Origin of the sequence: Comamonas badia DSM 17552, from assembly GCF_000484635.1 — a bacterium.
GTDB lineage: Bacteria > Pseudomonadota > Gammaproteobacteria > Burkholderiales > Burkholderiaceae_C > Comamonas_C > Comamonas_C badia.
Genome location: NZ_AXVM01000001.1, coordinates 20084 through 35865, shown reverse-complemented (window position 1 = coordinate 35865; position 15782 = coordinate 20084). Strand labels below are relative to the sequence as shown.

At 62.4% G+C, this 15782-nt stretch carries 20 protein-coding genes and 2 tRNA genes; 13 read left to right on the top strand and 9 right to left on the bottom strand.

Features of this window, described 5'->3' with window-relative positions; genetic code table 11:
* Window positions 1-101: 101 nt before the first annotated feature.
* The 6 genes from K320_RS0100200 (at window position 102) to K320_RS0100175 (ending at window position 3473) form a co-directional block, all read left to right on the top strand.
* The gene (locus K320_RS0100200; RefSeq protein ID WP_024536892.1) at window positions 102-638 is read left to right on the top strand and encodes an Rrf2 family transcriptional regulator; all 537 of its coding nucleotides are present in this window, start codon (window positions 102-104) and stop codon (window positions 636-638) included.
* Window positions 639-662: 24 nt separating this feature from the next.
* On the top strand, window positions 663-1883 hold the full coding sequence (locus tag K320_RS0100195) for an IscS subfamily cysteine desulfurase (RefSeq protein ID WP_024536891.1): 1221 nt from the start codon (window positions 663-665) through the stop codon (window positions 1881-1883).
* 24 nt (window positions 1884-1907) lie between these two features.
* On the top strand, window positions 1908-2306 hold the full coding sequence (locus tag K320_RS0100190; RefSeq protein ID WP_024536890.1) for an iron-sulfur cluster assembly scaffold protein: 399 nt from the start codon (window positions 1908-1910) through the stop codon (window positions 2304-2306).
* Window positions 2307-2311: 5 nt separating this feature from the next.
* On the top strand, window positions 2312-2635 hold the full coding sequence (locus tag K320_RS0100185) for a HesB/IscA family protein (protein WP_024536889.1): 324 nt from the start codon (window positions 2312-2314) through the stop codon (window positions 2633-2635).
* A 9-nt stretch (window positions 2636-2644) separates the two neighbouring features.
* On the top strand, window positions 2645-3370 hold the full coding sequence (dnaQ, locus tag K320_RS0100180; RefSeq protein WP_024536888.1) for a DNA polymerase III subunit epsilon: 726 nt from the start codon (window positions 2645-2647) through the stop codon (window positions 3368-3370).
* A 28-nt stretch (window positions 3371-3398) separates the two neighbouring features.
* Window positions 3399-3473: transfer RNA gene (locus tag K320_RS0100175), tRNA-Val, on the top strand.
* Between the two features lie 27 nt (window positions 3474-3500).
* Here the strand turns inward: K320_RS0100175 and K320_RS18890 are convergent.
* Window positions 3501-3674 (bottom strand): hypothetical protein, encoded by a 174-nt coding sequence (locus tag K320_RS18890; RefSeq protein WP_156913763.1) that lies wholly within the window; start codon window positions 3672-3674, stop codon window positions 3501-3503.
* 197 nt (window positions 3675-3871) lie between these two features.
* A complete protein-coding gene (locus K320_RS0100170; protein ID WP_024536887.1) occupies window positions 3872-4858 on the bottom strand; it encodes a quinone oxidoreductase family protein in 987 nt (328 codons plus the stop codon).
* Between the two features lie 101 nt (window positions 4859-4959).
* On the opposite strand from K320_RS0100170, the gene K320_RS0100165 reads away from it, so the two are divergent.
* Both K320_RS0100165 and K320_RS0100160 read left to right on the top strand, forming a co-directional pair.
* On the top strand, window positions 4960-5865 hold the full coding sequence (locus K320_RS0100165; RefSeq protein ID WP_024536886.1) for a DMT family transporter: 906 nt from the start codon (window positions 4960-4962) through the stop codon (window positions 5863-5865).
* A gap of 4 nt (window positions 5866-5869) precedes the next feature.
* A complete protein-coding gene (locus K320_RS0100160; protein ID WP_024536885.1) occupies window positions 5870-7204 on the top strand; it encodes a hemolysin family protein in 1335 nt (444 codons plus the stop codon).
* On the opposite strand, the gene K320_RS0100155 is transcribed toward K320_RS0100160, so the two are convergent.
* Together K320_RS0100155 and K320_RS0100150 are read right to left on the bottom strand one after the other, a co-directional pair.
* A complete protein-coding gene (locus K320_RS0100155; RefSeq protein WP_024536884.1) occupies window positions 7180-7827 on the bottom strand; it encodes a lytic transglycosylase domain-containing protein in 648 nt (215 codons plus the stop codon). The two genes, K320_RS0100160 and K320_RS0100155, sit on opposite strands and share 25 nt — an antisense overlap.
* On the bottom strand, window positions 7824-9572 hold the full coding sequence (locus K320_RS0100150; RefSeq protein WP_024536883.1) for a proline--tRNA ligase: 1749 nt from the start codon (window positions 9570-9572) through the stop codon (window positions 7824-7826). Before K320_RS0100150 ends, K320_RS0100155 begins: the two co-directional genes overlap by 4 nt.
* A 90-nt stretch (window positions 9573-9662) precedes the next feature.
* Here K320_RS0100150 and K320_RS0100145 point away from each other — a divergent pair, with 90 nt between their 5' ends.
* Window positions 9663-10325, top strand: a complete 663-nt coding sequence (locus K320_RS0100145) for an RNA pyrophosphohydrolase (RefSeq protein WP_024536882.1) — start codon at window positions 9663-9665, stop codon at window positions 10323-10325.
* A 19-nt stretch (window positions 10326-10344) separates the two neighbouring features.
* Here K320_RS0100145 and proB read toward each other — a convergent pair whose 3' ends face one another.
* The 4 genes from proB to rplU all read right to left on the bottom strand — a co-directional run bounded on the left by proB (window position 10345) and on the right by rplU (window position 13296).
* Window positions 10345-11490, bottom strand: a complete 1146-nt coding sequence (gene proB, locus K320_RS0100140; protein WP_029695656.1) for a glutamate 5-kinase — start codon at window positions 11488-11490, stop codon at window positions 10345-10347.
* 55 nt (window positions 11491-11545) lie between these two features.
* A complete protein-coding gene (gene cgtA, locus K320_RS0100135) occupies window positions 11546-12622 on the bottom strand; it encodes an Obg family GTPase CgtA (protein ID WP_024536880.1) in 1077 nt (358 codons plus the stop codon).
* 87 nt (window positions 12623-12709) lie between these two features.
* On the bottom strand, window positions 12710-12967 hold the full coding sequence (gene rpmA, locus K320_RS0100130) for a 50S ribosomal protein L27 (protein ID WP_024536879.1): 258 nt from the start codon (window positions 12965-12967) through the stop codon (window positions 12710-12712).
* 17 nt (window positions 12968-12984) lie between these two features.
* Window positions 12985-13296: a 50S ribosomal protein L21 gene (gene rplU, locus K320_RS0100125; RefSeq protein ID WP_024536878.1), complete on the bottom strand. Its 312-nt coding sequence runs from the start codon at window positions 13294-13296 to the stop codon at window positions 12985-12987.
* A gap of 162 nt (window positions 13297-13458) precedes the next feature.
* On the opposite strand from rplU, the gene K320_RS0100120 reads away from it, so the two are divergent.
* The gene (locus tag K320_RS0100120) at window positions 13459-14442 is read left to right on the top strand and encodes a polyprenyl synthetase family protein (RefSeq protein WP_024536877.1); all 984 of its coding nucleotides are present in this window, start codon (window positions 13459-13461) and stop codon (window positions 14440-14442) included.
* Between the two features lie 25 nt (window positions 14443-14467).
* Window positions 14468-14544, top strand: a tRNA-Pro gene (locus K320_RS0100115).
* A gap of 135 nt (window positions 14545-14679) precedes the next feature.
* On the opposite strand, the gene K320_RS0100110 is transcribed toward K320_RS0100115, so the two are convergent.
* Window positions 14680-15135, bottom strand: coding sequence for a phage portal protein (locus tag K320_RS0100110; protein WP_051384805.1), 456 nt, complete (start codon window positions 15133-15135; stop codon window positions 14680-14682).
* Here K320_RS0100110 and K320_RS0100105 point away from each other — a divergent pair.
* Window positions 15110-15427: an SDR family NAD(P)-dependent oxidoreductase gene (locus K320_RS0100105; RefSeq protein ID WP_245593802.1), complete on the top strand. Its 318-nt coding sequence runs from the start codon at window positions 15110-15112 to the stop codon at window positions 15425-15427. The genes K320_RS0100110 and K320_RS0100105 overlap by 26 nt on opposite strands.
* A gap of 11 nt (window positions 15428-15438) precedes the next feature.
* A complete protein-coding gene (locus K320_RS0100100; RefSeq protein ID WP_024536874.1) occupies window positions 15439-15729 on the top strand; it encodes a Dabb family protein in 291 nt (96 codons plus the stop codon).
* The last annotated feature ends 53 nt before the right edge of the window (window positions 15730-15782 follow it).

The following is a 15782-nucleotide window of genomic DNA, read 5'->3' as shown; positions in this document are numbered from 1 at the left end:
CGTTTAAAACAGTCGAGTAATTGGCATCTTGGGTGGACCCGTACCACGTTCAAGCAGGCAATTTACCAGGCTGAGATTCGTTTCACTCCAAGGAGTCTTGCATGCGCCTCACCACCAAAGGACGATTCGCCGTCACGGCCATGATTGATTTGGCTTTGCGCCAGAGCGGTGGCCCGGTCACGCTCGCGGCGATCAGCCAGCGCCAGCAGATTTCACTGTCGTACCTGGAGCAGCTTTTTGGCAAGCTGCGCCGCCACGAGCTGGTGGAATCCACGCGCGGCCCGGGCGGGGGCTATACCCTGGCACGCAAGGCGGCGGAGATCACCGTGGCGGACATCATTGTTTCAGTGGATGAGCCCATTGATTCCACGCAGTGCGGCGGTAACGAAAACGGCATGGGCGGCGGCAAGTGCATGACGCACGATCTCTGGACCGCGCTGAACCAGCGTATGGTGGAGTTCCTGGATTCCGTCATCTTGCAGAAGCTGGTGGATGAGCAGCTGGCAAAAGGCCTGCGCGTGGAAGAACGGCCCGTGGTGCGCCGCGCGATTTCCACCACGCCGGTGGTCAAGCCGATCCGCGTGAACGCACCCAATTCGGTTTTTGCGCTCGGCGCTGCTGCGTTTGCAAAATCCTGACGGAAGGCGAGAATCAGCCACACTATGGCTGAATCCCAACTCCCTGTTTATCTTGATTACGGCGCCACGACGCCGTGCGACCCGCGGGTCGTGGACGCGATGGTTCCATGGCTGCGCGCACATTTTGGCAACCCGGCTTCACGCACCCATGCCTGGGGCTGGGAGGCCGAAGAAGCCGTGGAGCAGGCGCGCGGCCATGTGGCCGGCCTGATCGGCGCTGATCCGCGCGAAATCGTCTGGACCAGCGGCGCCACTGAATCCACCAATCTGGCCATCAAGGGCGCTGCCGAAGCCTACGAAGCCAAGGGCAGGCACTTTATTACGCTCAAGACCGAGCACAAGGCGACGCTCGACACTATGCGCGAGCTGGAGCGCCGGGGCTGCGACGTCACTTTTCTGGATGTGGAGCCTGACGGGCTGGTCAATCTGGAGCGTCTGAAGGCGGCGCTGCGCGTGGATACGGTTCTCGTCAGCATCCTGTGGGTGAACAATGAAATCGGGGTCATTCAGGACATTGCCGCCATAGGCGCGCTATGCCGCGAAAGAGGCGTTCTCCTGCATGTCGATGCGGCCCAGGCAACGGGGCGGGTGGCGATCGACGTGCAGCAGCTGCCGATCGACCTGATGAGCATGACGGCCCACAAGACCTATGGACCCAAGGGTATCGGTGCGCTGTATGTGCGCCGCAAGCCCAAGGTGCGGCTGGTGTCGCAGATGCATGGCGGCGGGCATGAGCGGGGCTTGCGCTCAGGCACCCTGCCCACGCACCAAATCGTTGGAATGGGAGAAGCGTTTCGTCTCATCCAGGGGGAAATGCACGAAGTGGATGTTCATGCGCGCATGCTGCAGCAGCGTTTGCTGGCGGGACTGAGCGATCTGGGCGAAGTGATCGTCAATGGCAGTCTGGAGCACCGCGTGCCGCAGAACCTGAACATGAGCTTCAAATACGTCGAGGGTGAAGCCTTGATGGCGGGTCTGCATGGATTGGCGGTCTCGTCGGGTTCGGCCTGCACGTCTGCAAGCATGGAGCCGAGCTATGTCCTCAAGGCGCTCGGGCGCAGCGATGAACTGGCGCACAGCAGTCTGCGCATGACGACCGGGCGATTCACGACCATCGAGGAGATCGATTTCGCCATTCAGACCATTCGCGCAACCGTCCAGCGCTTGCGCGAACTCAGCCCACTGTGGGAATTGCACGAGCAAGGCGTTGACGTGGATGCCATGCAATGGGAGGCGGCGCATTAGGAGCGAGCTCGCTACACTCGGACCATGGCGTACTCGGAAAAACTTATCGACTACTCGGAGAACCCGAGGTACGCAGGCTCTCTGGACGCCGAGGATCCCTGTGTCGGCACTGCTTTGGTTGGCTCGCCCCGTGCGGGGGAGGTGATCAAATTGCAGATTCGGGTGAATCCCGCCACGGGGCTGATTGCCCAGGCCCGGTTCAAAACCTACGGCAGCGGGCCGGCGATTGCCGCATCCTCCCTGGTGGCGGAATGGGCGCATGGCAAAACGCCCGATGCGGCAGCGCTGATTCGCAACGCCGATATCGCCCGCGAACTGTCCTTGCCACCCCTCAAGGTCCATTGCTCCATCCTGGCCGAAGAAGCCATCAAGGCGGCGGTAAAGGACTACCAGTCAAAAATCGATAGAAAAGCGGCAGCTTGACCACCATGGCCATCACACTCACACCAACCGCAGCCCGTCACGTTCTTGCCTCGCTTCAGCACAGGGGAAAAGGGCTGGGCGTGCGCCTGGGCGTCAGCAGCACCGGATGTTCGGGCTACGCCTACAAGATCGACTATGTCGACGAGCCCCAGCCTGGTGACGTGACGTTTGAAACGCACGGAGTGACGTTGCTGGTGGATGAAAAAAAACTCGGACTGGTGGACGGAACCGAAGTGGATTTCGTACGCGACGGCCTGAATGAAGGCTTTCGCTTCACCAATCCGCTGGAGCGCGACCGCTGCGGATGCGGCGAGAGCTTTCGCGTCTGAGGCCGCGCCATGCGGCAGATCGTTCTGGATACGGAAACCACAGGCCTGTCGGCCGAGCAGGGCGATCGCGTCATTGAGCTGGGATGTGTGGAGCTGGTGCATCGGCGCTTGACGGGCAATGACCTGCACCTGTACTTCAACCCAGGCCGCAACAGCCATGAAGATGCGATCCGAATCCACGGCATCACCAACGAGTTTTTGCGCGACAAGCCGCGGTTTGAAGTCTGCGCGGATGACATCCTGCGCTACCTCGATGGGGCTGAGCTGATCATCCACAACGCCAGTTTCGACATGGGTTTCCTGGAGGCGGAATTCGGGCGCATCAAGCAGCCTCCCTTGAAGGGGCGGCTGGCCGGTGTCGTCGATACCCTGTTGATGGCGCGCGATCTTTTCCCTGGAAAACGCAACTCCCTGGACGCCTTGTGCGACCGGCTGGGGGTGGATCGGTCGACCCGCACCTTGCATGGCGCCCTGCTGGATGCGCAGCTGCTGGCCGATGTCTACATCCATATGACCCGTGGACAAGAGTCGCTTCTGTCTACGGAGGGGGCGGTTTCTTCGGTGCAGCGGATACACACCAAGGCGGTGGATCTGCACCGCTTCGACTTGCCTGTGCTGCAGGCAGACGACCGGGAAGCCGCGGCGCACGAAGCCGTTCTGATGGAACTCGGCAAAGCCTGCGGTGGAAAAACGATCTGGCGGGTTTCCACGGATGCGGTTAAAGCCGTGTCATAATCCAACGCTTCGCGCAATGCGAAGAATCGGGTGATTAGCTCAGTGGTAGAGCACTGCCTTCACACGGCAGGGGTCAGTGGTTCGAACCCACTATCACCCACCAGAATACAACGCTTTGATGCTACGAACATCAGAGCGTTTTTGTTTTCCGGTGCAATGGGTCGGTGCAATCTTCGGCAAGTGTCGCGCCGATCTTCTCCATGGCCGCGCGTTTTCGCTCGCCACGGGCCGCAACAGCCAGACGCGCGCAGCTGGAGGCAGCGAACGCGCTCAGGACGGCGCTGGCATCGTTCGATGGCAGCATCCATGCAGGGTTGACTTGATGCACTTAATAAGTGGGTATTTATCGCCCGTGCGGTATGCGTTGCAGCCCTGTTTTTGCATATTTTCAGCCGCGATAAAACCGATTTGCAATGCGCCGGTCAACAAGGAAGTGCGCGCCTGCCTGGAGTCGCACCGCGCCTGCGCGCACAAGAGGTGCGAGCCACTCCGGCGCGGCGCTCACGCCAGCGTCAGGATGGTGCAGCCGGTGGTCTTGCGCGCCTCCAGGTCGCGGTGCGCTTGCTGCACGTCGGCCAGTGGATGGCGCTGGGCAATGTGAATCTTCACGTCGCCGCTGGCGACGACCGAGCACAGATCGTCGGCCATGGCCTGCGTGGCCTCGCGCGTGGCGATGTGCGTGAACAGCGTCTGGCGTGTGACGTAGATCGAACCCTTGGCAGCCAGCATGGCCGGTGTAAACGGCGGTACTGGACCGGAAGCGCTGCCGAAGCTCACCATCAAGCCGAAGGGCCGCAGGCAGTTCAGCGAGCTTTCCCAGGTGTCCTTGCCGACCGAGTCGTACACCACTTTTACGCCACGCCCGCCGGTGATTTCCTTCACGCGGGCGGCGAAATCCTCCGTGCTGTAATTGATGGTGTGGGCGGCGCCATTGGCGCGGGCCAGTTCGCACTTGGCGTCGCTGCCGGCCGTGCCTATGAGCTGCAGCCCGAGCAGCCGTGCCCACTGGCACATGATGAGGCCGACCCCTCCCGCGGCGGCATGCAGCAGCACGAAATCGCCTGCGTGCAGGCCCTCGGCCGGCGGGCAGCGTTTGAGCAGGTATTGCGCCGTCAGGCCCTTGAGCATCATTGCTGCACCGGTTTCGAAAGTGATGGCGCCGGGCAATCTGCAGACGGTGAGCGCCGGCATCACGCGCGCCTCGCTGTAGCTACCCTGGAGACCGCCCGCATAGACGACGCGGTCGCCCACGGTGAGATGCGTCACGCCGCTGCCGACCGCTTCGACCACGCCCGCACCCTCGGCACCCAGGCCACTGGGCAATTTGCTGGGGTACAGGCCGGTGCGGAAATAGACATCGACGAAGTTCACGCCGATCGCATGGTGGCGGATGCGCACCTCGCCGGGGCCGGGTTCGCCTACCGGGCGGTCGACGATCTGCATGACTTCGGGGCCGCCGGTCTGGCGGATTTCGATGGTGCGTACCATGGGTGCTGTCTCCGTAAGGTCTGAATGGCAATGGCCTATCGTGCCATGTTTGCCAGCGGTTTGTGTCGGCGATGCTTTGGCCCGTTACAGTCGGTGCCTTCATGCAGACACGGATCAGCCCCTCCACCCTCCTGATGCTCACCGCGGCGCCACTGATGTGGGCCGGCAATGCCGTCGTCGGACGAACGGTGCATGCGCTGGTCGGGCCATCCATGCTCAACTTCCTGCGCTGGCTGTTTGCCTTCATCGTGCTGCTGCCCGTCGCCTGGCAGGTGCTGCGCCCGGGCAGTGCGCTGTGGCCGCACTGGCGGCGCTACAGCTTGCTGGGGCTGCTCGGCATAGGCAGCTACAACGCTCTGCAGTACCTGGCTCTGCAGACCTCCACGCCGGTGAACGTGACGCTGGTGGCCGCCGGCCTGCCGGTGTGGATGCTGCTGGTGGGCGTTTTGTTTTTCCGCACGCCCGTGGCGCGGCGCCAGATCGTGGGCGCGCTGCTGTCGATCGCGGGCGTGTTGCTGGTGCTCAGCCGCGGCAGTTGGCAGCAGCTCGCTTCGCTGCGGCTGGTGCCGGGTGATCTGTACATGGTGCTGGCCACCATTGCCTGGGCGTTCTATAGCTGGCTGCTGATGCGCACCAGCGAACCACGGGCGCTGCGCGCCGACTGGAGCGGTTTTCTGATGGCTCAGATGGTGTTTGGCGTGGGCTGGTCGGGCGCATTCGCGGCCGCTGAATGGACGCTTGGAGGCTACCGCACCATCATCTGGGGCTGGCCGTTGGTGGGGGCGCTGGTGTTCATCGTGATCGGCCCGGCCGTGCTGGCGTACCGCTTCTGGGGCGAGGGGGTGAAGCAGGGCGGGCCGGTGCTGGCGGGGTTTTTTCTCAACCTCACGCCGCTGTTCGCGGCGGTGATGTCCGCGGCCTTCCTGGGTGAAATGCCGCACACCTACCACGGCATCGCCTTCTTGCTCATCGTGGGGGGCATCGTCGCAACCTCCTGGAGGCGCTGAGCGCATGACGCCCTCCGCCAGCTTGCTCCTGATTGCGATCCTGATCGCTCTGAGCGCGTTTTTCTCGCTGGCGGAGATTTCCCTGGCTGCGTCGCGCCGCCTGCGGCTGCGCCAGATGGCGGATGAGGGCGACACGCGCGCCATGCTGGTACTGCAGACCCAGGAGCAGCCGGGCGACTGGTTCACCGTGGTGCAGGTGGGCATCAACGCGGTGGCAATCCTGGGCGGCATCGTTGGTGAAGACGCTTTTGGTGCGGGGCTCACCGGGCTGCTTTCGCCATGGTTTGAGCCGGAACTGGCGCGCACACTGGGTTTTGTACTATCGTTTGTGCTGGTCACGTCCTTTTTCATTCTGTTTGCTGATCTGTTGCCACGGCGCATCGGCATGGCTCAGCCCGAGAGACTGGCGGTACGGCTGGTGCGGCCCATGCGCGTGTGCGTGGTGCTGTTCAAGCCGCTGGTCTGGTTCTACAGCCGCACAGCCGATATCCTGCTGCGGATGCTGGGGCTGCCCAGCCAGCGCGATGACCGTGTGACCACCGCAGATATCCTCGCGCTGGCAGAGGCAGGAACGCAGGCAGGCGCCATCGCCGAGCGTGAGCAGCAGGTGATCGCCAATCTGTTCGAGCTCGATATCCGGGCCGTGGCGTCGGTGATGACGCTGCGTGAGCGCGTCGCCTACTTTCTGCGCGACGACCCGGACGAGGTGATCCGCGCGCGCATTGCGGCCGAGCCTTTTTCCACCTACCCGGTGTGCGAGCGTGATATCGACCATGTGGTGGGCTATGTGGATGCCAAGGATCTGTTCCAGCGCCTGCTCAACGCCCAATCCATCACGCTGGCCGATGAGCGCCTGGTGCGCAAGGTGCTGATCGTGCCCGACCGGCTGACGCTGGCCGAGGTGCTGGAACAGTTTCGCCAGGCGCACGAGGACTTCGCGGTGGTGGTCAATGAATACAGCCGCGTGGTCGGCGTGGTCACGCTCAATGATGTGATGAGCACGGTGATGGGTGACCTGCTGAGCCCGGCGGACGAGGAGCAGATCGTGCGCCGTGATGAAAATTCCTGGCTGATCGACGGCGTGGCGCCGATCGAGGATGTGCTGCACGCACTGCAGCTCGACGAATTGCCCTGCGCGGATGAATATGAAACGCTGGCCGGCTTTCTGATGGTGATGCTCAGGCGCGTGCCGCGACGCACCGACAGCGTGAAATTCGGCGGATATCTATTTGAAGTGCTGGACGTGGACAGCTACCGCATCGACCAGGTGATGGTCACCCGGCTGCCAACGGCCCAACCGCCTGCTGACGGATCTCAGGCGCTGCGCGCCGGTTCCTGAAGCTTCCAGTGCCGCTGGTTGGCGAACACCGCATTGGGGTAGGGCGACCTGCCGCGGCTGCCGTTGTAGCGGCCCAGCGCCATGTACAAATCGCCGTTTTCACGGTCCAGGTAGTGGCGCAGGATCACGCAGCCAAAGCGCAGATTGGTCTGCAGGTGAAAGAGCTTGCCCGCATCGCCGTCGCCAATGAGGCGTGACCAGAACGGCATGACCTGCATGTAGCCACGTGCGCCGGCGGATGACACAGCAAATTTGCGGAAAGCGCTCTCCACCTGGATCAGGCCCAGCACCAGTGATTCATCCAGGCCGGCACGCTTGGACTCGTACCAGACGGTCTGAAGGAAATCGCGCCGCTGCTCCCAACTGGCCTTGCGCGCGCGCAGCCGCTCGCTCATCGTTCCCAGCCAGCGAAGGTAGGTGATGCGCCCCTCGGTGCTGGCAAAGATCGGCTCGGGCGGCGCCAGATCGGTGACGGCGGCGCTCAAGGCACTGTGTACCGAATCAACCAGGGGTTCCTCAATCTGCCCCCCTGCATGTGCCGCCGAAGGCAGGCCCAACCAACCGGCCGGGCCTACGCCCAGTGCCAGCAGCCATTGCCTGCGTGTGGTTCCCAATCCGTTCATTGCCTGCCGATATGGTCCAGAAGGTATTGCTCGACGTCTGCCAGATTCATCTGTCTGGCTTCACTCGCGCGCCTGTGCTGGTATTCCACCTTGCCCTCCTTGAGGCCTCGGTCCGAGAGCACCACGCGATGCGGTACGCCGATGAGTTCCCAGTCTGCGAACATGGCGCCGGGGCGCTCGCCACGGTCGTCCAGCATGACATCGACACCTGCTGCCATCAAATCCGCATGCAGTTTTTCCGCCGCGTTGCGAACAACCTCGCTGCGGTCCATGCCTATGGGGCAAAGCACTACGGTGAAAGGTGCGATCGCATCAGGCCAGACGATGCCGCGCTCGTCGTGATTTTGCTCGATCGCAGCGGCAGGCAAGCGCGTAATACCGATGCCATAGCAACCCATTTCAAAGAATGCGGGCTTGCCGTCCTCGCCGAGAAAGGTGGCGTTCATCGCCTTTGAATATTTGGTGCCGAGGTAGAAGATATGGCCGATCTCGATGCCGCGCTCGATCGCCAGTGCTCCTTGGCCGTCGGGCGAAGGGTCACCCGCCACCGTATTGCGCAAATCGGCTACCAGCGCAGGTTCAGGGAGGTCCCGGCCCCAGTTCACGCCGGTGATGTGATGGTCCTCGCGGTTGGCGCCGCAGACCCAGTCGGCCATCACGGCGACTTCACGGTCGGCCACGATGGTGACGGGTTTGGCGAGGTGCAGCGGCCCGAGATATCCAGGCCTGGTGCCGAAGTGCTCCTCGATTTCAGCGACAGTGGCGAAGCGAAAACCCGCATCCAGCCCTGGCACCTTGGTGACCTTGACTTCGTTCATGTCGTGGTCGCCGCGCAGCAGCAGCAGCCAAACCTTGCTGCCGATGGCCTCGCCCGCATCGCTGCTGGAGTCGGTGGCGAGCACCAGCGACTTGACGGTCTGCGTCAGCGGCAGGCTCAGGAACTCGGCCACCTGTGCGCAGGTACTTTTGCCGGGTGTGGGCGTGAGTGTTTGCGCCTGTGCGGGGGCAGGGCGGGCGCGGTTAGGAGCCGCAGCTTCGGCTTTTTCCATGTTGGCGGCGTAGCCGCTCTGCGGGCAATAGACGATGGCGTCTTCGCCCGTGGCGGCGATCACCTGGAACTCCTCGGACAGATCGCCGCCGATGGCGCCGGAATCGGCGCGCACCGCGCGATACGAAAGGCCGAAGCGATCAAAGATGCGGCTGTAGGCTGCGCGCATCGCCTGATAACTCAGTTGCGCGGCCTCGCGGCTCTTGTCGAAGGAGTAAGCATCCTTCATGATGAATTCGCGCCCGCGCATCAGGCCGAAACGCGGGCGGCGCTCATCGCGAAACTTGGTCTGGATCTGGTAGAAATTCTTCGGCAGCTGCTTGTGGCTGCGCAGATCCTGGCGGGCGATATCGGTCACCACCTCTTCGCTCGTGGGCTGGATCACGAAATCGCGCTGGTGGCGGTCCTTGATGCGCAGCAGTTCGGGGCCCATTTTTTCAAAGCGTCCGCTCTCCTGCCAGAGTTCGGCCGGCTGCACCACGGGCATGGTGCACTCCACCGCGCCCGCGCGGTTCATCTCCTCGCGGACGATGGCCTCCACCTTGCGGATCACGCGCAGGCCCATGGGCATGTAGTTGTAAATACCAGCCCCCAGCTTCTTGATGAGGCCGGCGCGCATCATCAGCTGGTGGCTCACGATCTCGGCGTCGGCAGGGGCTTCCTTGAGGGTGGAAATGAAAAATTGGGAGGCTTTCATCGCGTGAATTTGCTGTCCGGAGCGGCCGCGCTTGCCGCAGAAATGCAAGCGTGCATAATGGATTCAATTTGCAAGAATTGGGGTCAGATTATGCTCGACAGGGAAGGCTTCAGGCCAAATGTCGGCATCGTTCTGCTCAACCAGAGAAACCAGGTATTTTGGGGCAAGCGCTTAGGTACGCACAGCTGGCAGTTTCCGCAAGGCGGCATCGATCGGGGCGAGAGCCCGCAAGAGGCCATATTCCGGGAACTGCACGAGGAGGTGGGACTGTTGGCCCACCACGTGCGTGTGGTTGCCCGTACGCGGGACTGGTTGCGCTACGAGGTGCCGGACCGCTACATCCGCCGGGATGCACGCGGACACTACAAGGGACAAAAACAGATCTGGTTTTTGCTGCAGCTCACGGGCAATGATTGGGATCTGAACCTTCGCGCCACCAACCACCCGGAGTTTGACGCCTGGCGCTGGAACGATTACTGGGTGCCGCTTGATGTGGTGGTGGAGTTCAAACGCGGGGTATACGAACTGGCTCTGACCGAGCTTTCGCGCTTTCTGCCGCGCACCTTGCAGCGCAATCGCTATCTGCGCTCCAGCATGCGCGGGCGCGACCATGCTGGAACAGATTACGCCAACGCCTATCGATCGGGTTCCATGCTGGTGCATCCGGGTGTGGAACTTCCGCCAGGCGCCAGCTTTGACCCGGATCCCCATACGGATGCGGAAAATGCGGAAGTGCGGCCGCCCATCCAATAAGAAGTGGGCTGGCTCGCGATCAGCCCTGTGTGAGCACCATGTTGTCGCGGTGCACCATTTCCGGATCAGCCGCGTAGCCCAGCAGGCGTTCGAATTCGGAAGACGGCTTGCGGCACAGCAGACGCGCCTCGGCGCTGGCGTAATTGGCCAGACCTCTGGCAATTTCGGTGCCGTCGGCATCGCGTACCGCGATCACGTCGCCGCGCACGAACTCTCCCTCAACGGCGACCATGCCGATCGGCAGCAGACTCTTGCCGGCCTCGCGCAGCACCGCAGCGGCGCCTGCATCCACAGTGACCGAACCGCGCAGCTGCAGATGGTCCATCATCCACTGCTTGCGCGCCTGGTGCTTGTGGGTACGCGCGGTCAACAGCGTGCCGATGGATTCGCCCCGCGCCAGGCGCAGCAGCACGTCGGGTTCACGCCCCCATGCGATCACGGTGTCCGCGCCCGAACCGGAGGCGCGTTTGGCAGCGATGATCTTGGTAATCATCCCGCCCTTGCCGATCGATGAGCCCGCGCCGCCCGCCATGGCTTCAAGCTGCGGGTCGCCGGCCTGCGCTTCATGGATGAACGCGGCATCGGGTTCGCGTCGTGGATCGGCGGCGTACAGGCCTTGTTGGTCGGTGAGGATGATGAGCACGTCGGCCTCGACGAGATTGGTGACCAGCGCGCCCAGGGTGTCGTTGTCGCCCACCTTGATTTCATCGGTGACCACCGTGTCGTTTTCGTTGATGACCGGCACCACGCCAAGCTCCAGCAAGGTCAGCAGCGTGGAGCGGGCGTTGAGGTAGCGCTCGCGGTCTGCGAGGTCGGCGTGCGTAAGCAGCACCTGCGCGCTGGGCATGCGCTGCTCGCTCAGCTTGGTTTCGTACATCTGTGCCAGGCCCATCTGCCCGACGGCTGCAGCGGCCTGCAGCTCGCGCACCTCGCTGGGGCGGGTGCGCCAGCCCAGGCGTTTCATGCCCTCGGCAATCGCGCCGCTGGAGACCATGATGACTTCGCGCGGGATACCGGCTTCTCCGCGCACCAGGGCCGCAAGCTGGCGGGCCCACTCACCGATCGCCTGCGCATCCAGCCCGCGCCCCTCGTTGGTCACGAGGCTGGAGCCGACCTTGACGACGATGCGGTGTGCATCTCGCAGCGAAGAGCTTGGGTTTTTCATGAAAAATCGCTGCAACGCTTGTTGAGCGTGCGCTAAATACTATCGAAATAATAGTTCAATGAGACCGATCGCCGGCATCGGCGAAGCGTGGGTCGATTTCGGCTGGGGGCTGTCCGGCGAGTTGTTCAGCATGCACGTGCTGATAGATCGCCCTGACCAGCGATTCGCAACCCTCGCGCGTAAGCGCTGAAATTTCGAATACCGGCCCCTTCCATCGGAAGCGTTTGACGAAATCCTTCACGCGGGTGGCGCGCTCATCCAAAGGCACCATGTCCAGCTTGTTGAGCACCAGCCAGCGTGGCTTGGCGTGCAGGGTGGGATCGTATTTTTTCAGCTCGCCGACGATGGCCCTGGCCTGTGCTACCGGATCCACTGCTTCATCAAACGGCGCCATGTCCACGATGTGCAGCAGCAGCCGGGTGCGCTGCAGGTGGCGCAGGAACTGGTGCCCCAGGCCCGCGCCTTCGGAGGCGCCTTCAATGAGACCGGGAATGTCCGCAATGACGAAACTCTGCTCGGGCCCCACGCGCACCACCCCCAGGTTGGGGTGCAAGGTGGTAAATGGGTAATCGGCTATCTTGGGCCGCGCGTTGGAAACCGCGGCGATGAAGGTGGATTTGCCCGCGTTGGGCATGCCCAGCAGGCCGACATCGGCCAGCACCTTGAGTTCGAGCTTGAGGCTTTTCTTCTCGCCCGGCCAGCCAGGTGTCTTCTGGCGCGGCGCCCGGTTGATCGCGCTCTTGAAGCGCAGGTTGCCAAAGCCGCCATCGCCACCCTTGGCGATCAGCAGGGGTTTGCCCGGCTCCAGCAATTCGTACAGCACGGCGCCGGTGTCGGCATCGGTGATGATGGTGCCGACCGGCATCCTGAGCGTGATGTCGTCTCCGGCCGCACCAAACATGTCCGAGCCCATGCCGTGTTCGCCGCGCCGGGCCTCGTGGCGGCGTGCGAAGCGGTAGTCCACCAGCGTGTTCAGATTGGGGTCGGCAACGGCGAAGACATGTCCGCCACGCCCGCCGTCGCCTCCATTGGGGCCACCGAACTCCTTGTATTTCTCGTGGCGGAACGACACGCAGCCGTTACCGCCGTCGCCGGCAGCGATATCGATGAAGGCTTCGTCCACGAATTTCATGGTGTGCGAGTGTAGTGAGTCGGTGCGGCGGTCCAAACAACAAAGCCCCGATGGCTCGGGGCTTTGCGAGGAGTCAGGATACCAGCGTCAGGCTGGAGTGATGTTGACCGTGTGCTTGGACAAGGCGCCCTTGATGCTGAAGGACACATGGCCATTGACCAGCGCAAACAGCGTATGGTCCTTGCCGATGCCGACATTGGTGCCGGCGTGGATGCGCGTGCCACGTTGGCGCACGATGATGGAGCCGGCGCTGATCAGTTCACCGCCGTAAGCCTTCACACCGAGCATCTTGGGCTTGGAATCGCGCCCGTTTCGCGTCGAGCCGCCGCCTTTTTTGTGTGCCATGGTTCAATCCCCTGTATTCAAGCGGCAATCGCGCCGATCTGCAGTTCGGTGAACTGCTGGCGATGGCCTTGGCGTTTCTGGTAGTGCTTGCGCCGGCGCATCTTGAAGATGCGAACCTTGTCGTGGCGGCCGTGGGCCACCACCGTTGCCTTCACGCGCGCTCCGGACACCAGGGGCGTGCCGACCTTGATCTCGCTGCCGTTGCCGACAGCCAGAACCTGATCCAGCACGATCTCCTGGCCTACTTCCGCAGCAATCTGTTCTATCTTGATTTTCTCGCCGGTGGCAACGCGATACTGCTTGCCGCCGGTTTTTATGACCGCGTACATGTAAACCTCTATGTAGTGAGATCTGCAAACGAATTTTTGCAGAACCGCTGATTGTACTGGATACCGCATCATTGACCAAGTTGCGGCACCGTAGAGATGCGCGCAATTGGCGGCGCTTCATATAATTCGCCGGACTTGTCCACCAACCTCGTGAGTTCTTCCTTGAGCGCTCCTGCACCCAGCACATCCGCCGCCTTGGCCTTGATCGCCGATGATATGCGCGAAGTGGACAAGGTCATTGCCGCGCGGCTGGGTTCTTCAGTGGCTCTGGTAGGCGAGGTGGCGCGATACATCATTCAGGCGGGCGGCAAACGCCTGCGGCCCACGCTGCTGCTGCTCATGTCCGGCGCGCTGGGACACCGGGATGCCCGGCGCTTCAACCTGGCAGCGGTGGTGGAATTCATCCATACCGCGACACTGCTGCATGACGATGTCGTGGACGGCTCAACCCTGCGCCGCGGGCACGCGACGGCGAATGAAAATTTTGGCAACCCGGCCAGCGTGCTTGTCGGCGATTTTCTGTACTCGCGCGCCTTCCAGATGATGGTGCAAACTGGCGACATGCGGGTGATGGAAATTCTCGCAGACGCGACCAACGTGATTGCCGAGGGCGAGGTTCAGCAACTGGTGAATACGCACGACGCCAGTCTTACCGAGGCCGGGTACCTGGAAGTGATTCGCTCCAAGACAGCCAAACTGTTCGAAGCCAGTGCGCGCCTGGCTGCGGTGCTTGCTGGCAGCAATGCCCTGGTTGAACAGGCCTGTGCCGATTACGGGCAGGCACTGGGTACGGCGTTCCAAGTCATAGATGATGCATTGGATTACGAAGGCGATGCACATGAAATGGGCAAGAACATCGGCGATGACCTGCGTGAAGGCAAGATGACGTTGCCGCTCATCATAGCGATGCAGCGTGGCGACGAGGGGCAGCGAGCGCTGCTGCGAAGGGTGATAGAGACTGGATCCACCGACGAACTGGCAGCGGTGGCAGGCGTCGTGCGCGCGACAGATGCCATGAGCGCCACGCGGGCCGCGGCACAGGCACAGGCACAGTTGGCAATGCAGGCATTGTCTGCACTCCCGGCGAATTTTTACACCCGGGCCCTGCTACAATTAGCGGCTCAGTTGCTTGAGCGGCGAGTGTGAGCTTGCTGAGAGAATGCAGAGCAATCGGGGTGTAGCTTAGCCTGGTAGAGCGCTACGTTCGGGACGTAGAGGCCGGAGGTTCGAATCCTCTCACCCCGACCAGATAAACACCATAAAAATCAACAACTTACAAGAAGCCACCCACTGCGGTGGCTTCGTTGTTTCTGGCCCGTTACTGCATGGTTACTGCAATTGCTCACGACTTCACCATCAACTGAGTCTCGCGCCTGTTGGACTTCACTTGAATGATGGCCGTGATTCTGTACCGCTGGCGGTGCGGCCTGCATTGCTCCCGCCTGCATGCTGGCTGGCCCAGCTCGTGGCGATGGCTTGGCGCTGCTCGGGTTTGAGCTTGCCGGGGAACTTGAGAACACCCAGCATCTTTGCGCCGTTGCGGAACGTGCTCACACCATGCTCGTTCTCGGCTTGGGCCAGTTCCACCACGCCACGCGCGGCAGCAATAGGCGAGATACCCAAAACGCCATCGTCGCCCAGGCGGTGGCGCAGGTGCAGCACTTCATGCGCCAGCAGGCGGGTCAGAACGCCGTCCTTCGTGTGGTCGTACACCAGGCCGGATGCCGTGCGTTGCACCGTCACGTTGTCGGGGTTCAGGGGCCACAGTTCCCTCACTTGACCATCCCAGCCGCGCACGATGCGGGCAAAGGCATTGCCTCTGAGCAGTACGCAGGCCATCAGGTACACGGCCGCCAAGGGCGCCGTCAGTGCGCTGACGCGTTCGATGGCGGTGGAATATGCGGCCGAGCATGTGCGGGTCAACGCCATCGCGCCCGGCGCCACATCGACCGAGCGGGTGCTCAAGATGATGGCCAACAACGACGCCACCAACCTGTCGGCCCAGAATCAGCTGTTTGGCATGGTGACGCCCGAAGACGTGGCCAAGGCGGCCCTGTTCCTCGCTTGCGATGATTCGCGTTCCACTACCGGGCACATCCTGTCGGTGGATGGTGGTCTCACCATTTCCTGAGCGCCAAGCTGATGTTTCACCACCTCGTGCTGATGGGGTTCAAGCAGGCCTTGAGCGAGAGCGACCGGGCCTTCATCGAGCACCACTGTGAATTGCTCCAGCAGGTGGTGCCGGGTTTGATACGGATGCGCTTGGTCGTCAACGCATCGAAGCGCTCGCCGCAATTCACCCATGCCATCGTGGCCGATTTTTCAGGCGTGCAGGCGCACGACCACTACCAGACCACGCCTGAGCATGATGCATTGCGCCAATTTGTCGCAGCCCGCACGACGCAGATGGTGGTTCTTGATTACGTGGTCTGAACCTGGTGCTCTTGGTGTTTCAACGGGTGTGGGTAGGTCGCAGGCAGCGCCTT

Excerpts from the sequence above, each read along its gene's own strand:
- K320_RS0100155 (WP_024536884.1), bottom strand. The coding sequence starts at position 7,827 with ATGAACGGATTGGGAACCACACGCAGGCAATGGCTGCTGGCACTGGGC.
- K320_RS0100195 (WP_024536891.1), top strand. The coding sequence starts at position 663 with ATGGCTGAATCCCAACTCCCTGTTTATCTTGATTACGGCGCCACGACG.
- cgtA (WP_024536880.1), bottom strand. The coding sequence starts at position 12,622 with ATGAAATTCGTGGACGAAGCCTTCATCGATATCGCTGCCGGCGACGGC.
- K320_RS0100190 (WP_024536890.1), top strand. The coding sequence starts at position 1,908 with ATGGCGTACTCGGAAAAACTTATCGACTACTCGGAGAACCCGAGGTAC.
- K320_RS18890 (WP_156913763.1), bottom strand. The coding sequence starts at position 3,674 with ATGCTGCCATCGAACGATGCCAGCGCCGTCCTGAGCGCGTTCGCTGCC.
- K320_RS0100170 (WP_024536887.1), bottom strand. The coding sequence starts at position 4,858 with ATGGTACGCACCATCGAAATCCGCCAGACCGGCGGCCCCGAAGTCATG.
- K320_RS0100185 (WP_024536889.1), top strand. The coding sequence starts at position 2,312 with ATGGCCATCACACTCACACCAACCGCAGCCCGTCACGTTCTTGCCTCG.
- proB (WP_029695656.1), bottom strand. The coding sequence starts at position 11,490 with ATGAAAAACCCAAGCTCTTCGCTGCGAGATGCACACCGCATCGTCGTC.
- rpmA (WP_024536879.1), bottom strand. The coding sequence starts at position 12,967 with ATGGCACACAAAAAAGGCGGCGGCTCGACGCGAAACGGGCGCGATTCC.
- K320_RS0100145 (WP_024536882.1), top strand. The coding sequence starts at position 9,663 with ATGCTCGACAGGGAAGGCTTCAGGCCAAATGTCGGCATCGTTCTGCTC.
- K320_RS0100160 (WP_024536885.1), top strand. The coding sequence starts at position 5,870 with ATGACGCCCTCCGCCAGCTTGCTCCTGATTGCGATCCTGATCGCTCTG.
- rplU (WP_024536878.1), bottom strand. The coding sequence starts at position 13,296 with ATGTACGCGGTCATAAAAACCGGCGGCAAGCAGTATCGCGTTGCCACC.
- K320_RS0100165 (WP_024536886.1), top strand. The coding sequence starts at position 4,960 with ATGCAGACACGGATCAGCCCCTCCACCCTCCTGATGCTCACCGCGGCG.
- K320_RS0100200 (WP_024536892.1), top strand. The coding sequence starts at position 102 with ATGCGCCTCACCACCAAAGGACGATTCGCCGTCACGGCCATGATTGAT.
- K320_RS0100100 (WP_024536874.1), top strand. The coding sequence starts at position 15,439 with ATGTTTCACCACCTCGTGCTGATGGGGTTCAAGCAGGCCTTGAGCGAG.
- K320_RS0100110 (WP_051384805.1), bottom strand. The coding sequence starts at position 15,135 with ATGGCCTGCGTACTGCTCAGAGGCAATGCCTTTGCCCGCATCGTGCGC.
- dnaQ (WP_024536888.1), top strand. The coding sequence starts at position 2,645 with ATGCGGCAGATCGTTCTGGATACGGAAACCACAGGCCTGTCGGCCGAG.
- K320_RS0100150 (WP_024536883.1), bottom strand. The coding sequence starts at position 9,572 with ATGAAAGCCTCCCAATTTTTCATTTCCACCCTCAAGGAAGCCCCTGCC.